Annotated in this window: 17 protein-coding genes; 7 read left to right on the top strand and 10 right to left on the bottom strand. The window is 36.0% G+C overall.

The genetic code is table 11. From position 1 onward, the window contains the following. Positions 1 to 11 precede the first annotated feature (11 nt). Positions 12 to 698, bottom strand: a complete 687-nt coding sequence (locus tag PT603_RS10000; RefSeq protein WP_008236888.1) for a response regulator transcription factor — start codon at positions 696 to 698, stop codon at positions 12 to 14. 387 nt (positions 699 to 1,085) lie between these two features. Here PT603_RS10000 and PT603_RS10005 point away from each other — a divergent pair, with 387 nt between their 5' ends. Beyond that, positions 1,086 to 2,063, top strand: coding sequence for a LuxE/PaaK family acyltransferase (locus PT603_RS10005; protein ID WP_008236886.1), 978 nt, complete (start codon positions 1,086 to 1,088; stop codon positions 2,061 to 2,063). 52 nt (positions 2,064 to 2,115) lie between these two features. Here the strand turns inward: PT603_RS10005 and tyrS are convergent, their stop codons facing one another. Further along, positions 2,116 to 3,411 carry a tyrosine--tRNA ligase gene (tyrS, locus tag PT603_RS10010; protein ID WP_008236885.1) on the bottom strand — a complete coding sequence of 432 codons (1,296 nt, stop codon included), beginning with the start codon at positions 3,409 to 3,411 and terminating at the stop codon, positions 2,116 to 2,118. Between the two features lie 96 nt (positions 3,412 to 3,507). Here tyrS and PT603_RS10015 point away from each other — a divergent pair, with 96 nt between their 5' ends. After that, positions 3,508 to 4,506 (top strand): NAD-dependent epimerase/dehydratase family protein, encoded by a 999-nt coding sequence (locus PT603_RS10015; protein ID WP_008236884.1) that lies wholly within the window; start codon positions 3,508 to 3,510, stop codon positions 4,504 to 4,506. 1 nt (position 4,507) lies between these two features. Here PT603_RS10015 and PT603_RS10020 read toward each other — a convergent pair whose 3' ends face one another. Genes PT603_RS10020 through PT603_RS10030 form a run of 3 tightly spaced genes read right to left on the bottom strand, consistent with a single transcriptional unit; the run spans position 4,508 to position 7,036 of the window. Then, positions 4,508 to 4,966, bottom strand: coding sequence for a DUF4296 domain-containing protein (locus tag PT603_RS10020; RefSeq protein ID WP_081483475.1), 459 nt, complete (start codon positions 4,964 to 4,966; stop codon positions 4,508 to 4,510). Between the two features lie 2 nt (positions 4,967 to 4,968). After that, positions 4,969 to 6,306, bottom strand: a complete 1,338-nt coding sequence (locus tag PT603_RS10025) for a dihydroorotase (RefSeq protein ID WP_008236882.1) — start codon at positions 6,304 to 6,306, stop codon at positions 4,969 to 4,971. Positions 6,307 to 6,310: 4 nt separating this feature from the next. Beyond that, the gene (locus PT603_RS10030; protein ID WP_008236881.1) at positions 6,311 to 7,036 is read right to left on the bottom strand and encodes a polyprenol monophosphomannose synthase; all 726 of its coding nucleotides are present in this window, start codon (positions 7,034 to 7,036) and stop codon (positions 6,311 to 6,313) included. A 104-nt stretch (positions 7,037 to 7,140) separates the two neighbouring features. Here PT603_RS10030 and PT603_RS10035 point away from each other — a divergent pair, with 104 nt between their 5' ends. Then, the gene (locus PT603_RS10035; RefSeq protein ID WP_008236880.1) at positions 7,141 to 7,806 is read left to right on the top strand and encodes a DUF4271 domain-containing protein; all 666 of its coding nucleotides are present in this window, start codon (positions 7,141 to 7,143) and stop codon (positions 7,804 to 7,806) included. A gap of 15 nt (positions 7,807 to 7,821) precedes the next feature. After that, on the top strand, positions 7,822 to 8,568 hold the full coding sequence (locus PT603_RS10040) for a uroporphyrinogen-III synthase (RefSeq protein ID WP_008236879.1): 747 nt from the start codon (positions 7,822 to 7,824) through the stop codon (positions 8,566 to 8,568). Positions 8,569 to 8,641: 73 nt separating this feature from the next. On the opposite strand, the gene pckA is transcribed toward PT603_RS10040, so the two are convergent. Both pckA and PT603_RS10050 read right to left on the bottom strand, forming a co-directional pair. Next, entirely contained in the window at positions 8,642 to 10,249 is a 1,608-nt protein-coding gene (pckA, locus tag PT603_RS10045) for a phosphoenolpyruvate carboxykinase (ATP) (RefSeq protein WP_008236876.1), read from the bottom strand. A 79-nt stretch (positions 10,250 to 10,328) separates the two neighbouring features. After that, positions 10,329 to 10,715, bottom strand: coding sequence for a DUF423 domain-containing protein (locus PT603_RS10050; RefSeq protein WP_008236875.1), 387 nt, complete (start codon positions 10,713 to 10,715; stop codon positions 10,329 to 10,331). A gap of 99 nt (positions 10,716 to 10,814) precedes the next feature. On the opposite strand from PT603_RS10050, the gene PT603_RS10055 reads away from it, so the two are divergent. Together PT603_RS10055 and PT603_RS10060 are read left to right on the top strand one after the other, a co-directional pair. Next, a complete protein-coding gene (locus PT603_RS10055; RefSeq protein ID WP_008236873.1) occupies positions 10,815 to 12,185 on the top strand; it encodes a saccharopine dehydrogenase family protein in 1,371 nt (456 codons plus the stop codon). Positions 12,186 to 12,568: 383 nt separating this feature from the next. Then, positions 12,569 to 13,039: an Lrp/AsnC ligand binding domain-containing protein gene (locus PT603_RS10060; protein WP_008236870.1), complete on the top strand. Its 471-nt coding sequence runs from the start codon at positions 12,569 to 12,571 to the stop codon at positions 13,037 to 13,039. Positions 13,040 to 13,336: 297 nt separating this feature from the next. Here PT603_RS10060 and PT603_RS10065 read toward each other — a convergent pair whose 3' ends face one another. Together PT603_RS10065 and leuS are read right to left on the bottom strand one after the other, a co-directional pair. Further along, positions 13,337 to 14,035 (bottom strand): zinc metallopeptidase, encoded by a 699-nt coding sequence (locus tag PT603_RS10065; protein WP_008236868.1) that lies wholly within the window; start codon positions 14,033 to 14,035, stop codon positions 13,337 to 13,339. Between the two features lie 99 nt (positions 14,036 to 14,134). Beyond that, complete coding sequence (gene leuS / locus PT603_RS10070) at positions 14,135 to 16,972, bottom strand: leucine--tRNA ligase (RefSeq protein WP_008236867.1); 2,838 nt, start codon at positions 16,970 to 16,972, stop codon at positions 14,135 to 14,137. A gap of 182 nt (positions 16,973 to 17,154) precedes the next feature. On the opposite strand from leuS, the gene PT603_RS10075 reads away from it, so the two are divergent. Continuing rightward, entirely contained in the window at positions 17,155 to 17,949 is a 795-nt protein-coding gene (locus PT603_RS10075; RefSeq protein WP_008236865.1) for a patatin-like phospholipase family protein, read from the top strand. On the opposite strand, the gene PT603_RS10080 is transcribed toward PT603_RS10075, so the two are convergent. Next, on the bottom strand, positions 17,921 to 18,847 hold the full coding sequence (locus PT603_RS10080; protein WP_008236859.1) for a ketopantoate reductase family protein: 927 nt from the start codon (positions 18,845 to 18,847) through the stop codon (positions 17,921 to 17,923). The two genes, PT603_RS10075 and PT603_RS10080, sit on opposite strands and share 29 nt — an antisense overlap. Between the last annotated feature and the right edge of the window lie 47 nt (positions 18,848 to 18,894).

An 18,894-nucleotide genomic window follows, 5' to 3' on the forward strand; every position in this document is an offset into this window, starting at 1 on the left:
CCTTACTCCTTTTATAAGACAAACTTATAGCCTACACCTTTTACGGTTTTAAAATGATCGTCTCCTATCTTCTCTCGTAACTTTCTAATATGAACATCAATAGTACGACCACCTACGATAACCTCATTCCCCCATACTTTATCAAGAATTTCTTCTCTTTTAAATACTTTACCGGGACGAGATGCTAATAACGAAAGAAGTTCAAATTCTTTGCGAGGTAAAATAATTTCTTCACCTTCCTGAATAATTTTATATTCATCGCGGTTAATAATTATTTCACCAACCTTTACAATACTACCAAGACCATTCTCTTCTTCCTTGAAACGACGCAATAATGCCTTTACCTTACTTACAAGCACCTTTGGCTTTATTGGTTTGGTTATATAATCATCAGCACCAGCATCAAATCCAGCTACTTGCGAATAATCTTCACCCCTAGCTGTTAGAAATGTAATAACTGTTTCAGAAAGTTCTGGGATCTTCCGTATTTGTTCACAAGCCTCAATGCCATCCATTTCTGGCATCATTACATCCATAATAATAAGGTGAGGTTGCTCCTTTTTAGCTTTACTTACGGCCTCTTGACCATTTTTTGCAGTAGAAATTTGATATCCTTCATTGGAGAGGTTATATCCCACAATCTCTAAGATATCTGGTTCATCATCTACCAAAAGAATTTTAATGTCCTTTTTTTTCATCGTAGCTGTGTGTTATTTAGCGCCTCAAAAGTAAAGATAATATTAAATTGACAAAGTAGCATCTATGCATGGTAACAAAAACGTAACACGATACTTACAGTAGGTTAACAACTATAAAAGATTCATCATTTTTGTCCCGTTATCATCCATATATTCCCTTATACTTACATATTTAAAGGATCATTAAACTACCTTTTATATTATTATTAACCAAGTTAAATCTCCAAAATGTCAAACCTTTCAATTTCATTTCATAAGTCACTTTTTGGTCATTGAAAGACTTAAATTAACAGTATTCTATAAATAGAGCATACTTTTTAATATTTCTGCCTCACTATATTTATCCTTACTTTTACAGCACAAAAAAACAGTACAAAATTCACGCCAGTGAAAACAAATGCTATTTTCAATATCGATACTCCTGAAGCATTTGAGGCTCAGGCCATCCAAACCTTTACTTATCAATATAAGAATAATAAGGTATATAGACATTTTTGTGATTTATTACATCGCACTCCGCAAACCGTAAAACATTTAAAAGAAATCCCATTTTTACCTATCCAATTTTTTAAATCACATGAGGTAATATGCGGGAATCATACGCCTGAAATAGTATTTACTAGTAGTGGCACCACTGGCAGCATAACCAGCAAGCACGGAGTAATCGATTTACAAATATATAGAGAGAGTTATCGAAATGGTTTTACTCATCATTATGGCGACATACAAGATTATGTCGTACTAGCTTTACTCCCTTCCTATTTAGAACGTAATGGCTCTTCCCTTATTTATATGGTAGAAGATCTCATTAAGCAATCAAACCAGCCCGAAAGTGGGTTTTATTTGAACAATCTTACTGAACTTATCCAACAATTAAAATTATTGGACAATCAAGGAAGAAAGATACTCTTAATTGGAGTTTCGTTCGCACTCCTGGATTTGGTAGAGCTTCAGACTCTTGAATTAAAAAACACCATTGTAATGGAAACAGGAGGCATGAAGGGGCGTAGAAAAGAATTAATTCGCGAGGAATTACACTCGTTGCTTATTGCGGGACTAGGAGTATCATTTATTCATTCTGAATACGGTATGACCGAGCTATTATCACAAGCCTACTCTAAAGGAAATGGCCTATTTGAAACTGTCCCTTGGATGAAAATTTTTACACGTGATCCTGAAGACCCATTAAGCTTTCAAAGCTATGGGAAAACTGGAGGCATAAACATTATTGATTTAGCTAATTATCATTCCTGTAGTTTTATTGCTACTCAAGATTTAGGAAAAGTATACCCTGATGGATCATTTGAAGTGATTGGTCGTTTTGATAATTCAGATATACGGGGGTGCAACTTAATGGTTTTATAAATAACAAAAGCCTTCTCAAAAAGAAGGCTTTTGTTATTTAATATTAATAAAGTTATTTAACTACTAGCACAAAGTAATTCTTTTTACCACGTTGCAACAACACAAACTTTCCATTAATAAGATCCTCCGAATTAATAATATATGATTCGGAAACTTTTTCCTTATTAACAGATATTGAATTTTCTTGCAATGCACGTCTAGCTTCTCCATTGGATTTCAAAAAACCTGTTTGTCCTGAAAGAGCTACAATTATGTCCAGTCCATTTTCAATATCCTCTATTGCTATTTCAGACTTAGGAACACCTTCAAAAACATCAAGGAAGGTTTTTTCATTTAAACCCTTTAAATCTTCAGATGTAGAGTTACCAAACAAAATATCTGATGCTTTTACAGCATTCTCATACTCATCACGTGAATGTACCATAACCGTCACTTCTTCAGCTAATCTTCGCTGCAAAACACGTTCATGAGGCGCCCCTTTATGCGTAGCTACTAAAGCTTCTATGGTTTGTCGATCCAATGATGTGAAAATCTTAATATATCGCTCGGCATCTTCATCAGAAGTATTTAACCAATATTGATAAAATTTATAAGGAGATGTGCGCTCAGCATCTAACCATACGTTACCTCCTTCAGACTTTCCGAATTTAGTTCCATCCGCTTTCGTTATTAGTGGACATGTCAATGCAAAAGCCTTGCCTCCGGCAACTCGGCGAATTAGTTCAGTACCAGTTGTAATATTACCCCATTGATCACTTCCTCCCATTTGCAAAGTACATCCCTTCTCACGGAATAAATGTAAAAAGTCATATCCTTGCACCAACTGATATGTAAATTCCGTAAAAGACATTCCTTCAGCCGAATCAGAAGTTAAACGTTTTTTAACAGAGTCTTTTGCCATCATATAGTTTACAGTGATGTGTTTCCCTACATCACGTATGAACTCTAAGAAAGAAAAATGTTTCATCCAGTCATAGTTGTTCACCAAAACGGCTGCATTCGGAGATTCACTTTCAAAATCAAGAAAGCGAGCCAACTGTGATTTTAACGCATCTTGATTCCGGCGTAAAGTTGGTTCGTCCAACAAATTGCGTTCATTAGATTTCCCTGATGGATCTCCAATCATTCCAGTGGCACCACCTACCAATGCGTAAGGCTTATGTCCACAAGCTTGAAAATGCTTTAAAATCATCACACTAACCATGTGACCAATATGCAGTGAATCGGCTGTAGGGTCAAATCCTATATAGGCCGCCCGCATGGATTCCATTAGGTGTTCTTCAGTACCCGGCATGACATCATGAATCATGCCTCTCCAGCGGAGCTCTTCAATAAAATTCTTTGACATTTTCTACAATTTTTATAACCGCGCAAAGATACGCAAATATGCTTTTTACCTGATCTGAAAAGAAGTATAATCTCAATAAATTTGTATTTTCGCACTATGATTTTAGTTACCGGCGGCACAGGTATGGTGGGAGCGCATTTGCTATACCAATTGGTTTTACAAGGAGAACAAGTACGCGCTATTCATCGACCTGACAGTTCTTTTGAAGGTGTAAAAACCGTTTTTGGATACTATTCCAATACCCCCGATACGCTTTTTAAGCGCATTGAATGGGTTGTTGCCGATATTACAGATATTCCTGAACTTACGAATGCTTTTAAAGGTATTAGCCGTGTATATCACCTTGCGGCCATGATATCCTTCAATCCTTCGCAGTACAGACTACTTCGAAAATTCAATATTGAAGGAACTGCCAACATTGTAAATCTATGCATTGACCATAACGTAACTAAACTATGTTATGTGAGTAGCATTGCAACACTCTCCAGCGAAACTAAAAACAAACCAATAGATGAAGAATCACATTGGAATCCAGAAGAACCACATACTATATATGCCATTACAAAATTTGGGGCAGAAATGGAAGTCTGGAGAGGTACTCAGGAAGGTCTCAATGCAGTAATTGTCAATCCTTCTGTTATTTTAGGCGCAGGTTTCTGGTTATCAGGTAGTGGGAAAATTTTTGGTAAAGCTAAAAAGGGTATTCCATTTTATACACGAGGCGAGATGGGTTTTGTAGATGTAGAAGATGTCGCTATGGCTTGTATTATGCTCATGAATAGCCCTATTATAAACGAGCGTTTCATACTTAATTCTGAAAATTGGAGCTACAAACGTCTATTACAAACCATTACCCAAAGACTTAATACTCCTGTTCCAAAATTAGAGTTGAAACCGTGGATATTACAAATAGGATGGCGTTTAGATTGGTTCTTTCACACCTTCTTTAGGACCAGAAGAAAACTTACCAAACGTACAGCAGCAACCTTAATAAATAGAAAATATTACAACAATTCCAAAATAGAACAACAATTAGGCTTTCGCTTTAAACCTCTTGAAGATAGTATAACTACTATTTGTGAAAGAATGAAATAGTTTACTCCTGAGTTATCAAGGTATCTCTCTTCCCCTTGCCCAGTTCCTTAATAGATAAAATACTGTCTGATTTTTTCTCCGAATTATTTTTATCCATATCAGATTCCTCATCTTGCAAGGCCTGCTCCTTTTCCATTGCTTCCTTTTGGGCATTAAGCCTTCCTTCTACTTCTTTGAAAATTTTAAGATATACATCTGGCCGAGAAGCGTAATAAACCTTACTTTCAACTAATTGTAAACTATCAATTTGATACTTTTCATAGAGGTAGGTCTCTGGAAAAATATTATTCTCAATCAATATGTCTTGCTGTACACTTTTGGTGGCTGAAAGTACCGCCATATCATACATAATATCTACCATCTTCTTCCTAGGAATTAGATTTTCTGGTTTATCCATTATGTCCTTTCGACACGCAGCCAAGAACAAAAGCCCGAGACTGAACAAAAGTAATTTCCTCATAACTAACGGTTAAATGTAAGTCGTTGCCCACAATGGATTCCCTGTACTACACCATCTACATATGCCAAACAACCATTCACAAATGTATGTGTTACTCTAGAATGAAAAGTCGTCCCTTCAAAAGGAGACCATCCACACTTATACAACACATTCTCCTTACTTACGACCCATGGACTATTAACATCTACAATTACAATATCAGCAAAGTATCCTTCTCGCAAATACCCTCGATCTTTAACTTGAAACAAGATTGCCGGATTGTGACATGCTTTCTGAACTACAGTTTCAATTGTCGTCCTACCTTCTCTTACCGCCTCCAATAAGGCCGACAGTGCATGCTGAACTAATGGACCTCCTGAAGGCGCTTGCAAATATGTCTGGGACTTTTCTTCCAGCGTATGTGGAGCATGATCAGTTGCCAAAACATCAATACGATCATCATTAATTGCTTCCCATAATGATTCTCTATCCGAAGCAGTTTTAACAGCTGGATTCCATTTAATAAAGTTCCCTTTTGTTTCATAATCAGCCTGTGTGAACCATAAATGATGAACACATACTTCGGCAGTAATTTTCTTTTCCTCTAATGGTATATCATTACGGAAAAGAGTAGTCTCCTTTCCAGTAGACACATGGAACACATGCAATCTAGCTCCTGTTTTTTCAGCTAAGGCTATTGCTCTAGAAGATGATAAGTAACATGCCTCTTCACTACGAATAAGGGGATGTGCAGATACAGGTATTTGATCGCCATATAAAGATTTAAAATGCTCTAAGTTATGACGTATAGTGGCCTCATCTTCGCAATGTGCAGCTATAACCATGTCTATGTTTGAGAAAATAGTTTCCAAAACCACTTCATTATCTACCAACATGTTTCCAGTTGAAGACCCTAAAAAAAGTTTAACTCCAGCACAGGCATTCTTGTCAAGACGTTTTAACTCCTCCAAATTATCATTTGTACCACCTAACAAAAAAGAATAATTAGCATAAGAAGAATGTGATGCTATTGAAAATTTCTCTTCCAATCTTTCAATCGTTGTTGTTTGAGGATTAGTATTAGGCTGTTCCATAAAAGTTGTAATACCTCCTGCAACAGCGGCAGCACTTTCAGAAGCTATAGTAGCTTTATGAGTAAGTCCTGGTTCACGGAAATGAACTTGATCATCTATAATCCCAGGCAACATATATTTACCAGTAGCATCAATCACTTCCATATCAAATGAAGCGGGTATATGAGTATCAATGCGCTCAATACGTTTTCCATTTATTAAAACATCAGCTACATAACTACGTCCTTCATTTACTAAGGTTGCACTCTTAATAAGATATTTTTTCATGTTTTCAATTCTTTTTAAACATACTCCTTAACTTCATAGCAACTACACCTAGAACTGCTTCTTTAATTATTTTCCCACTCATTTTGGATTGCCCTTTGACTCTATCAGTAAAAATAATTGGGATTTCCTTAATAACAAACTTTTGGAGCCAAGCCTTATATTTCATTTCTATTTGAAATGCATAACCTACAAACTTTATGCTATCCAAATCTATCTTCTCTATAACTCTACGTTTATAACATATAAATCCAGCAGTGGGGTCATGGACTCTCATCCCTGTAATTAATTTTACATAGATAGATGCTCCATAGGAGAGTAATACTCGGCCTAATGGCCAATTTACCACATTAACACCTTTAATATACCTTGAACCAACAACCACATCTACACCCTCCTTGGCACAACTTTCATACAAACGAATTAAATCAGAAGGATTGTGAGAAAAATCCGCGTCCATTTCAAATATATAATCGTACCCTTTAGCTATTGCCCATTTAAATCCATGAATATAGGCGGTACCTAAACCTGACTTTTCCTTTCTTACCTCTAGAAACAATCTATCTGGGTAGACACTTTGCAATGAGCGAACTTCTTGAGCAGTACCATCTGGTGAGTTGTCATCAACAACCAACAGTGCAAAAGGTTTTGGCAATTGCAACACAGCATGAACCATGTCACTTATATTATCAATTTCGTTATAGGTAGGTATGATTACCACACTGTCGGTCATCCTAAAATACTTATTTATTAGCAAAAATAGTACATTATTAGGCGATGAAGGAAAGCAGTACCTCATTTATCAATATTTAACAGAAAAAAAGTAATTTTGGCATCATGGAGCCTATAGCTAAAACCGTTATCTCTCACGACTGGATAATCTTACTTTATACAGGTATGCTTCTAGCCATAACCTTAACAAAAGTATTGGACACCCAACGTCTTAATGACTTTCTTAAATTGCTTTTCAACAACAAATATGTATTGTTATATGGAAAAGAAGAACACCTTATCAACCCCTTTAATACCGTATTTTTAAGTATACACTTGATAGCTGTTGCCACCTTTTTATGGTTATTAATTGATTATAATGACATCACGCATATTTATCAAATAGAAGCTTCCTTTATCAATTTACTACTTCTTGTTATATTATTTTCAAGTTGTAAAATAGCCCTTCAAAAAATTGTTGCCAATATTTTCAACATTGATGCAGCCGTAGACCAATACTTATTCAAAAAAATAAGTTATGGCAATTGGAGTGGATTACTGCTTGCCTGTGTTAATCTTTTCATTATATATAGCTTTCCTCTTACAAAGTCATTTCTGTTTTTAATTATTATAATTACTATTATCATTCACGCGATTGGTTGGTTTTCCATATTTAAAATGCATCAAAATATACTTAGCCCTTATCTGTTTTATTTTATTTTGTATCTTTGCGCTCTTGAAATAGCCCCCTACCTATTGGCATTTAAGTTAATAGCCGGAGGTATTCATTAAAACTATAATTTTCTTATGAAAGTGAAAACAATTTTGGTTTCGCAACCAGAACCTAAGGTCGAAAACTCACCTTACTTACAGATTGTAGAAAAGCAAAAAGTAAAAATTGATTTCAGACCTTTTATTCATGTGGAAGGAGTTGATGCAAAGGATGTGAGACAACAAAAAATTGACTTAACCAAGTTTTCAGCAATTATTCTTACCAGTAGAAATTCTGTAGATCATTTTTTTAGGGTTGCAAAGGAAATGCGATTCGATGTACCTGATACTATGAAGTATTTCTGTCAGTCTGAAGCTGTAGCATACTATCTTCAAAAATATGTAGTCTACCGAAAACGTAAGATTTATGTTGGAAAGCGAAACTTCCCAGAATTAGCTCCTCTAATTAAAAAGTACAAAGATGAGAAGTTTTTACTCCCTTCCTCAGACGTACTTAAGCCAGATGTACCTGAAACACTTGACGCTTTGAAAATTGACTGGAAACGCGGTATTTTTTACAAGACCGTAGCTAGTGATCTTTCAGATCTTAAAAATGTTTATTATGATATTTTAGCATTTTTCAGCCCTTCAGGAATTGAATCATTATTTAAGAATTTTCCAGATTTCAAACAAAATGACACACGAATCGCTGTATTCGGTGACACCACAATGAAAGCTGCAGAAGATGCTGGTTTAAGAATTGACATTAAAGCTCCAACAGCAGAAACACCATCAATGACTATGGCATTGGAGAAGTATATTGAAAAAGTAAACAAAAAGTAACTATAACTTTAATTACAAAAAAATCCGCTCAGTACTAAATGAGCGGATTTTTTTGTATTTGTGAATTTAGCTATTACACAAGTGGTCCTCCCTTAAGGATTTCATCATTAGCAAATTCCTGAAATTTTTTGAAATTTTCTTTAAATGCATTCGCTAACTGATGTGCCTTCTCATAATAAGCCGCATCGTTATTCCATGTTTGTCTAGGACTTAAAACCTCAGTAGGCACTCCAGGACATTGTCTTGGTTGAGCAACTCCAAATACGGAATGAATATGGAAATTCTCCTCACTCATTTCTCCTAATTCACCACGCATGGCGGCAGTAATCATCGCACGGGTATATTTTAACTTCATTCTAGATCCAATACCATAAGGACCTCCAGTCCAACCTGTATTAACCAGCCAAACATTTACTCCATTTTCCTTCATCTTAGCACTAAGCATTTCAGCGTATTTTGTTGGATGTAAAGGCATAAAAGGCGCTCCAAAACAAGCCGAAAAGTTAGGCATAGGCTCATTTACGCCTGCTTCAGTACCTGCAACTTTAGCTGTATAACCAGAGATGAAATGATAGGCTGCTTGACCTGGTGTAAGTTTAGAAATTGGAGGCAAAACACCAAAAGCATCCGCAGTTAAGAAGAAAATATTCTTAGGATTTTCTCCCACCGATGGTACTTGAATATTATTAATATGCTCTATTGGATAACTTACTCGTGTATTTTGAGTGATTGAAATATCTGAAAAATCAACATCTCCCTTTTCATCTAAAATTACATTTTCAAGAATAGCTCCACGTTTAATAGCTTTATAAATATCCGGTTCATTTTCTTCAGAAAGGTTTATTACTTTGGCATAACAACCACCCTCAAAATTGAAAATTGTATTTTCATTAGTCCAACCGTGCTCATCATCTCCAATTAACCTACGATTTGGATCCGCAGAGAGGGTAGTTTTACCCGTTCCTGAAAGACCAAAGAAAATGGCCGTATCACCCTCTTCTCCAACATTTGCACTACAGTGCATTGGTAAAGTGTTATGAAAAACTGGCAATATAAAATTTAATGCAGAGAAAATACCCTTCTTAATTTCACCGGTATATCCGGTTCCTCCAATTAGTGCAATCTTACGTGTAAAGTCAAGTATGGCAAAGTTATGTTGACGAGTTCCGTCTTCATCAGGGACCGCCATAAAACCAGGGGCATTAATAACAGTCCATTCTGGGGTAAAGTTATCCAACTCAACATCAGTAGGTCGCAAAAACATATTATATGCAAATTGGTTGCTCCACGGATATTCTGTAATAACTCTAATGTTTAGTCGATAATTAGGATCTGCACAGGCATAACTATCACGGACATAAATTTCCTTTCCAGATAAATAATTCGTCACTTTTTTATAAAGTGCATCAAACTTATCACTTTCAAAAGGGATATTAATATTCCCCCACCAAACCTTATCCTCAGTAATGGCATCTTTTACAATAAAGCGGTCTTGCGGAGATCGCCCCGTAAACTCTCCAGTGTTAACCGCCAAAGCACCTGAAGACGCCTCAACGCCCTGGCCTTTAGAAATGGTTTCCTCATGTAACTCATCGGGGGTCAATTGGTAGCGAACAGTAGCATTCGTAATACCATAGCTTTCTAACGAAATCGTTTTCGTAGCTGAAGTGGAATTCTCCATAATGTTTTTAATGTTGTGTGTTATTCATTGCTTTCTGGCTACAAAATTAGTATTTATATAAAAATAGCGTGCTTTTATTTTATTTTTTTAACGAGATAGTAGCTTTAAGTAAAAGTCCCCACGCTATAATGAAAAAAATACCTCCTATCGGGGTGACAAAACCAATGGTTTTAAAATCAAAAGAAGTTACAGCGTTAGTCGCTAACCCATAGATGGAGCCCGAAAATAATAGGATTCCTATTAAGGTAGCAATAAATATACTTTTCTTTTGAGCGTCAGTAAGAAAATTGACAATCCCTATATAAAGTAGAAAAAACACATGATACATTTGATACCTTACGCCAGTTTCAAAAGTAGTCACAGCGTCATAGTCGACCAAATTTTTTAATCCATGAGCGCCAAATGCACCCAAAATAACAGTTAGCAGTCCCAAACTGGCAGCTGTACTTATTATTGTTTTGTTCATAACTATTAATTCAATGTTTTTTAAAAATATAACAATTTATTACATTCGTGTTATATTTCCATTTTAGAATACAGAACAAAAATACAAAACCCTCTCCATATGCGAACCATTTTACTCATCGGTGCCGGAAAATCTACCTCCTATTTAATCGAATATTTTTTGGAAAAAGCAGAAAAAGAGAATCTATTCTTGCGCATTGGTGATCTAAACCCTACTCATGCTAATAAATTACTTCAAAATCACCCTAGAGCAGAAGCTTTTGAACTTAATATACAAAATGACCAAGCACGCAAGGAAGCCGTTGCCTCTTGTGATATTGTTGTTTCAATGCTACCTGCTACAATGCATATTGCAGTAGCAAAAGATTGCATAGCCTATAATAAAAATATGGTTACTGCATCCTATGTAAGTGATGCCATGCAAGCACTTAATGAACAGGTAGAAAACAAAGGTTTGATATTCATGAACGAGATAGGATTGGACCCAGGTATTGACCACATGAGTGCAATGCAAGTTATAGATAAAATAAGAGCTAAAGGCGGTAAAATGCTTCTGTTTGAATCTTTCTGTGGAGGGCTAGTGGCTCCAGTTAGCGACAACAACCTTTGGAACTACAAATTTACTTGGAATCCTAGAAATGTGGTTTTGGCTGGGCAAGGCGGGGCTGCCAAATTTATACAAGAAGGAACTTACAAATACATTCCCTATCATAAACTTTTCAGACGCACAGAATTTCTTGACATTGAAGGTTATGGGAAATTTGAGGCGTATGCAAATCGAGATTCCCTAAAATATCGAAACGCATATGGACTAAATGATGTGTTGACTTTATACAGGGGAACTATTCGAAGAGTTGGTTTTTCAAGAGCATGGAATATGTTTGTTCAGCTCGGTATGACTGACGACAGCTACACTCTTGAAAATTCTCATCAAATGAGTTATAGGGATTTTATTAATTCCTTTTTGGCTTATTCCCCGACAGATTCTGTAGAACTTAAAATGCGACATTACCTTAAAATTGATCAAGATGATATAATGTGGGATAAACTTGTTGAATTAGATTTATTTAACCATACCAAAAAGGTAGGATTACACAATGCTACCCCAGCCCAAATTCTTCAAAAAATACTAGAAGACAGTTGGACACTAGAAAGTAATGACCAAGACATGATAGTAATGTATCATAAATTTGGTTATGAAATTGAAGGCAAGAAAAAACAAATCGATTCAAGCATGGTAGCAATTGGAGCTAATCAAACCTATACATCTATGGCTAAAACTGTTGGTTTACCTGTTGCAATGGCTACCATCCAGATATTAAATAAAACAATTACCACCCCTGGCGTACATATTCCAATATCCAAGGAAATTTATGATCCAATTTTGAAAGAATTAATGGATTATGGCATTGTTTTTAATGAAACTCAGGTTCCCTACATGGGTTATAACCCAAATAACGTTACAGGATAAACCAAATTATCTCACTTTTTTTACAAAATAAGCGCATTCAAAATACGGTCACCTTAAATAGTTATTAAATAACATCTTTTTAAACTGGCTATAAATCATTACAATGCTGAATAAGAAAAAATTAAAATAAAAGAACGTATTTAAGAAATCATATAATAAATTAAAAAAATCTAACTCAATAGAATTAGCAATATAATTTATCTCCCATCTATAATTGGTTTTGAATGCATTAAACTTCTAGCTGCTGTGGATTATAACAGTAAAAAATTCTCATATAATACACAATAGGTCATGCTATTCTTAGAAAACAAAAACATTTTTTTCTCATAAATTCGTTTTGGCTATGTGTATATTTGTATCCATACACAACTAGCTATAACAACATGAAAATCACTAATGAAACGGTGTCTATAGACGGTATCGATAAAGAAATTTTGAGATATCTGATGGAGGATGCGCGTAAACCTATTTTGGAAATTGCACGGAAGATAGGTATTTCCGGTGCAGCTATTCATCAACGACTTCGAAAACTCGAAACATCAGGCCTTATATCTGGATCCAAATTCATTATCAATCCTAAAATCCTAGGATATACAACAATGGCATTTATTGGCATCTATCTTGATAAAGCCATGCGAAACCCCGAAGCTGTTAAACAGCTACGTGAAATTCCTGAAGTATTAGAGTGCCACTACACAACTGGTAATTGGAGTATTCTGGTCAAAATTCTATGTAAGGACAATGAGCATCTCATGAACCTTCTTAATCACAAAATACAAACTATAGAAGGTGTTTCACGAACGGAAACTTTCATTTCTCTTAATCAGCAAATAGATAGACAAATCAGCATTTAACATTCTCTTTCAATATTACTACACCACTCAAGATTGAGTGGTGTAGTACATCATATCTAAAATAATCCTAAAAATCAAGAAACCATACATTATCACAGGTAATTTTTTACCAATAAATTAAATGTTTGTATTAAACTTGTTATTGAATTCATCCTAATTAGCAAATACCAAACACTTAGCTTTTGGAACTTAATTAATCCATTTGCTGAATACTTAACTTTAACTTGCCTGAATTCATGGAAATGAAAAAAGGGCTGCTAAGCAACCCTTTCTATTATTTTAAATAAACACAACAACCTAGTCTCTGCTGCCACCAAAAACTTGCAAAGCCCAATAAAGTAAAGAGGCTAATGCACCGATAGCCGCCACTAGATATGTTCGAGCAGCCCATTTTAATGAATCCTCCGCACCATCAAATTCTTGTTGAGAAACCATGTTTTTATTTTTCAACCATGCTAATGCACGATTACTTGCATCATACTCAACTGGCAGTGTAATAAAACTAAACAAAGTAGCCAAGGCCATAAATACCAATCCTGCTACAGCTACCATATACCCAATACCTGCACCACTGGCTGCTCCAAAAATCAATCCACCTATAACTAACCACTGAGACATTCCAGATGTTACACTTACAACAGGTACTAATTTAGAACGCATTTGTAACCACTCATAAGCTTGAGCATGTTGTACTGCGTGACCACATTCGTGAGCAGCTACAGCCGCAGCAGCTGCATTACGCTGATGATATACTCCTTCACTTAAGTTCACCGTTTTATTTTGCGGGTTATAATGATCGGTAAGCATACCTGGTGTGGAGATAACCTTCACATCATAAATACCATGATCAGCCAGCATCTTTTCAGCTATTTCAGCACCGCTCATACCATTGCGAAGTTGTACTTTCGAATAATGGCTAAACTTACTTTTAAGCTTCTGACTTACCAAGAAACTTACCAAAGCTATAGCACCAATAAGAATATAATATCCCATCATAATTATTTCAATTTAATAAGGTAAATATACTGCAATATAAACAAAAACCTCGCCAACTTTAGCGAGGTTTTAACAGTATGCTTTTTTGTCAGTTTTAATTTAACCTACAATATTAATAATCTTTCCAGGGACTACAATTATCTTTTTAGGTGTACGTCCTTGCAACTGTTCTATTGTTCTGGAATCAGCCACAATTAACTTCTCAATATCTTCTGCAGTCATATCTAAGGGCAATTCAATTTTAAAACGCATTTTACCATTAAAAGATACTGGATATTCCTTACTACTTTCTATTAGGTAACTTTCCTGACAAACTGGAAACGGCTCATTGCTTATTGATTCATTATGCCCTAATGCTTCCCACAATGCCTCTGCTATATGTGGGGCATATGGAGACACCAGCACTGCCAAAGGTTCTAAAATAGCTTGGTGGTGACACTTTTGTTGTGACAACTCATTTACACAAATCATGAATTGAGAAACCGATGTATTAAAGGAGAAACTCTCAATGTCTTCTGTAACTTTTTTTATAGTCTTGTGTAAGGACTTATACATCTCCTTACTTGGCTCTTCTTTAGTTACAATAAACCCTTCCTCGTCAAAATACAAGCGCCATAGCTTCTTTAAAAAACCAGACACTCCCGTAATTCCAGCAGTATTCCATGGTTTAGCCTGCTCCAATGGCCCTAAAAACATTTCGTATAAACGCAAAGTATCCGCTCCATATTCATCACAAATATCATCTGGATTTACTACATTATATTTTGATTTTGACATTTTTTCAACCTCTCTGCCTACTATATATTTTCCATCTTCCAAAACAAATTCTACATTCTTATAATCTGCATAAAGAGGATGATTTTTGAAGGCCTCAATATCTAATTCATTGGTTATATCATTAATCACTGAAAGATCAACATGAATAGGAAAAACTTTTGTATTGCCAATTTTATTTTTAGATATTAATTTTTTTGCGTCCTCGGTACGATATACAAATGCGCTCATACCCAAAATCATACCTTGGTTAATTAGCTTTTTAAATGGCTCTTCAATATTTATATATCCTCTATCCCTTAAAAACTTGTTCCAGAAACGACTATATAATAAATGTCCTGTTGCATGCTCGCTTCCCCCTATGTACAGGTCTACATTTTGCCAATAACGTAATGCCTTTTCACTAGCAAAATCTTCCTCATTATGAGCATCCATATAACGCATCCAATACCACGAACTACCAGCCCAACCGGGCATAGTATTCAATTCTAAAGGGAAAACTGTAGTATGATTAATATACTCATTACTTACGACCGTATGTGTTTCGGTATCCCAAGCCCAGACTGTAGCATTTCCCAAAGGGGGTTGTCCATCCTCTGTTGGCAGGTATTTCTCTACTTCTGGTAAACGGACTGGAAGATACTTCTTTTCGATCATTCGTGGTAAGCCATTAACATAATATACTGGAAATGGCTCTCCCCAATAACGTTGTCTTGAAAAAACAGCATCACGTAATCGATAGTTAATTTTAGAGGTTCCTGCACCCAATTTTTCCAACTTATCTATTACCAAACGAGTACCTTCTTTATAATCTAGACCATTTAAAAAATCAGAATTTACTAACGAAAATCCTTCTTTAGCAGTAAACGCAGCCTTTGAGATATCTTGATCAAAAATATTTAGAATTTCGATACCAAAATGTTTAGCAAAAGCATAATCCCTATCATCTCCACATGGCACAGCCATTACTGCCCCAGTTCCATACCCCGCCAACACATAATCACCAATCCAAACCGGTATAGGCTGTTTTGTAAATGGATGCTCAGCATAAGCACCTGTAAATACTCCTGAAATGGTTTTCACGTCTGACATGCGATCACGTTCACTCCTCTTGGCAGTTGCCTCAATATAGGCTTCCACCTCAGCTCGCTGCTCATTGGTAGTAATCTTAGAAACCAATTCATGTTCAGGAGCTAATGTCATGAAAGAAACTCCAAAAATAGTATCAGGGCGGGTTGTGAATACCTGAATACTATCCATACTATCCCTTGATTCATTTTTAGGTATTACTTTGAAGACCACCATAGCGCCTTGCGAACGACCAATCCAGTTTCGTTGACTTTCTTTTAGGCTTTCACTCCAATCAATAGTATCTAACCCATCCAATAAACGCTGGGCATAGGCCGAAATACGCATGCTCCACTGAGTCATTTTTTTGCGAATTACAGGATGACCTCCACGTTCAGAAACGCCGTTTATAATTTCGTCATTAGCTAGAACTGTACCCAAAGCAGGACACCAATTAACCTCAGTTTCTGCCAAATAGGTAAGACGATATTTTAGCAACATTTTCTGCTGCTCCTCGGCCGTATATTCTTTCCAGTGCTGAGCTGTAAAAGCAGGGGTTCCTTCGTCGCATGCAGCTTGAACTAAAGAATTACCGTTCTTTTCAAATTCTTCAATAAGTGTTTCGATAGACTTGGCCTTATCTTCTCTTTTATCGTACCAAGAATCAAATAACTGAATAAAAATCCATTGAGTGTATTTGTAATACTCCGGATTGGAGGTACGAACCTCTCGCTCCCAATCAAACGAAAACCCAATTTTATCTAATTGCTCACGATACCTATTTATATTGGTTTGAGTGGTAATAGCAGGGTGTTGACCTGTTTGTATAGCATACTGCTCTGCAGGTAATCCAAAGCTATCATATCCCATTGGATGTAATACATTAAAACCCTGATGACGTTTATATCGCGCATAAATATCACTTGCTATATACCCAAGGGGATGTCCTACATGGAGCCCAGCTCCAGAAGGATACGGGAACATATCCAAAACATAATATTTAGGTTTATCGAACGCATTGTCAGCTTTAAACGTTTTGTTTTTGGCCCAATATGCTTGCCAGTCGGCCTCTATTTTCCTATGGTCGTATCTCATAGAGCATTGATTAAATCGGACTTCTCCGAAAATTATGGTATTACATAAAAATAAAGTGCCAAAAATACAATTCTTGAGCGAGTTATAAAAAGATTTAGAAGCTGTTTATCATTGAGCTTTATGCCAGAAAACCTAACTCTAAAAGCTCTATAAAAAAGTGTATCTTTATTAAAAAATCTTTGATGTCTAAGAATCGAATAGGTCTAGTACTTTCTGGAGGAGGGGTCAAATCACTTGCCCATGCTGGTCTGCTCCAAGCCTTACATGAAAATGACATAACCCCTCATCAAATTGCTGGTACCAGTGGTGGTGCCTTAATTGGGGCTCTGTACGCCTGTGGTTATAAACCAAAAGAAATGTTACAGTTTTTTAAAGAGACTCCCGTTTTTAAATTTTCACTTTTTGCGCTCAATAAACCGGGAATAATGGACAGTGAAAAATACCATGAACTTTTTGTTACCTTTTTTAAGAATAAAACATTCGAAGAGCTTGATCTCCCTCTTACAGTAACAGCTACAAATCTTATAACAGGAAAATTGGAATATTTTCAAAGCGGCTCACTTATAAAACCACTTATTGCCTCAAGTGCTTTACCTCCCTATTTTTCACCTATCGCAATAGGTGACCATCTCTATTCTGATGGAGGAATCCTTAATAACTTCCCTATAGAACCATTACAAAAGCAATGTAATATACTTCTAGGAAGCTTTGTGAACCCTGTTGAGGAAATTGATAAAACAGAGGTCAACACAACTCTAAAACTTATACAGCGTATCTATCATATTGGAATGGATGCCTCTTACTATGCCAAATTTAAGCGTTGTGCCTATGTTTTTATCCCAAAAGAAATTGACTTAATTGGTGTACTTGACACTAAGATGATTGACAAAGCTTATGAAATAGGATATAACCATGCCATAAAAGAAATGAATACTATAAAAACACAAATTAGTAATGCCTTGCCTGTTCCTCCATAGGAAGTAACAACCGATAAATAAGAGTATTCACAGGAACTGGGATTCCTAATCGAAGTCCTTCTCGCATCACATACCCGTTAAAGTTTTCGAGTTCAGAAGGTTTCCCCTGCATCATATCACGTTGCATAGATGCAGTAGTAGCACTATCCTGCTTATCTATTGACTCCATCACTCTTTCAACATCAAAATCATTTAGGGCAATTCCCTTAGCATTAGCTACCATTTTAATCTCCTGAGCGGTTTGCAACATCATATTACGTAAATATTCATCTGAGCGTAATACACCTACAGGCATCCTAGTTAGTGCACCCATCCCACTTAAAGTAGTTATAAAAGTATATTTTCTCCATACTTCTAGATTGATATCTTGTGCAATAGAATTATCAACTTTAGCTTCATCAAAAACAGCCTTTACAGCTCGAAGACGACCATCAATTCTATTATCTGGATACCCATAGATTACTTGTGGATGAAACGCTTGATGGTGGATCTGCCCTGGACCTTCAACATAGCTTATAATTTTACACAAACCTGAGAGTACATTTTTAGCTGGAAGTACTTCTAACAATTTTTCTACATTATCCGCTCCATTCTGTAATGGTAAAACCAACGAATGTTCAGCCAAAAAGGGCTTAAGCGTGGATGCAATCTCTGCTACCTGCCAAGATTTTACTGCCAATAATACCAAATCAGGAGTATCTAAATCGCTAACTGCATCAGTAACTTTGTCTGGTCTAACAATAAAATCACCATATATACTCCGAACTTGTAATCCCCTCTCACGTATAGCCTGTAAATTATCCCCCCTTACAACAAAGGTAACGTGATGAGATGTTTTGGCTAATTTTCCTCCAAAATAACCACCTACTCCGCCAATTCCAATAATTGCAATTTTCATGGATTCCTTTTATTTTAGTACATAAAAAGTACTTGATTGCTAATCCC

Origin of the sequence: Imtechella halotolerans, assembly GCF_028743515.2 — a bacterium.
Lineage (GTDB): Bacteria > Bacteroidota > Bacteroidia > Flavobacteriales > Flavobacteriaceae > Imtechella > Imtechella halotolerans.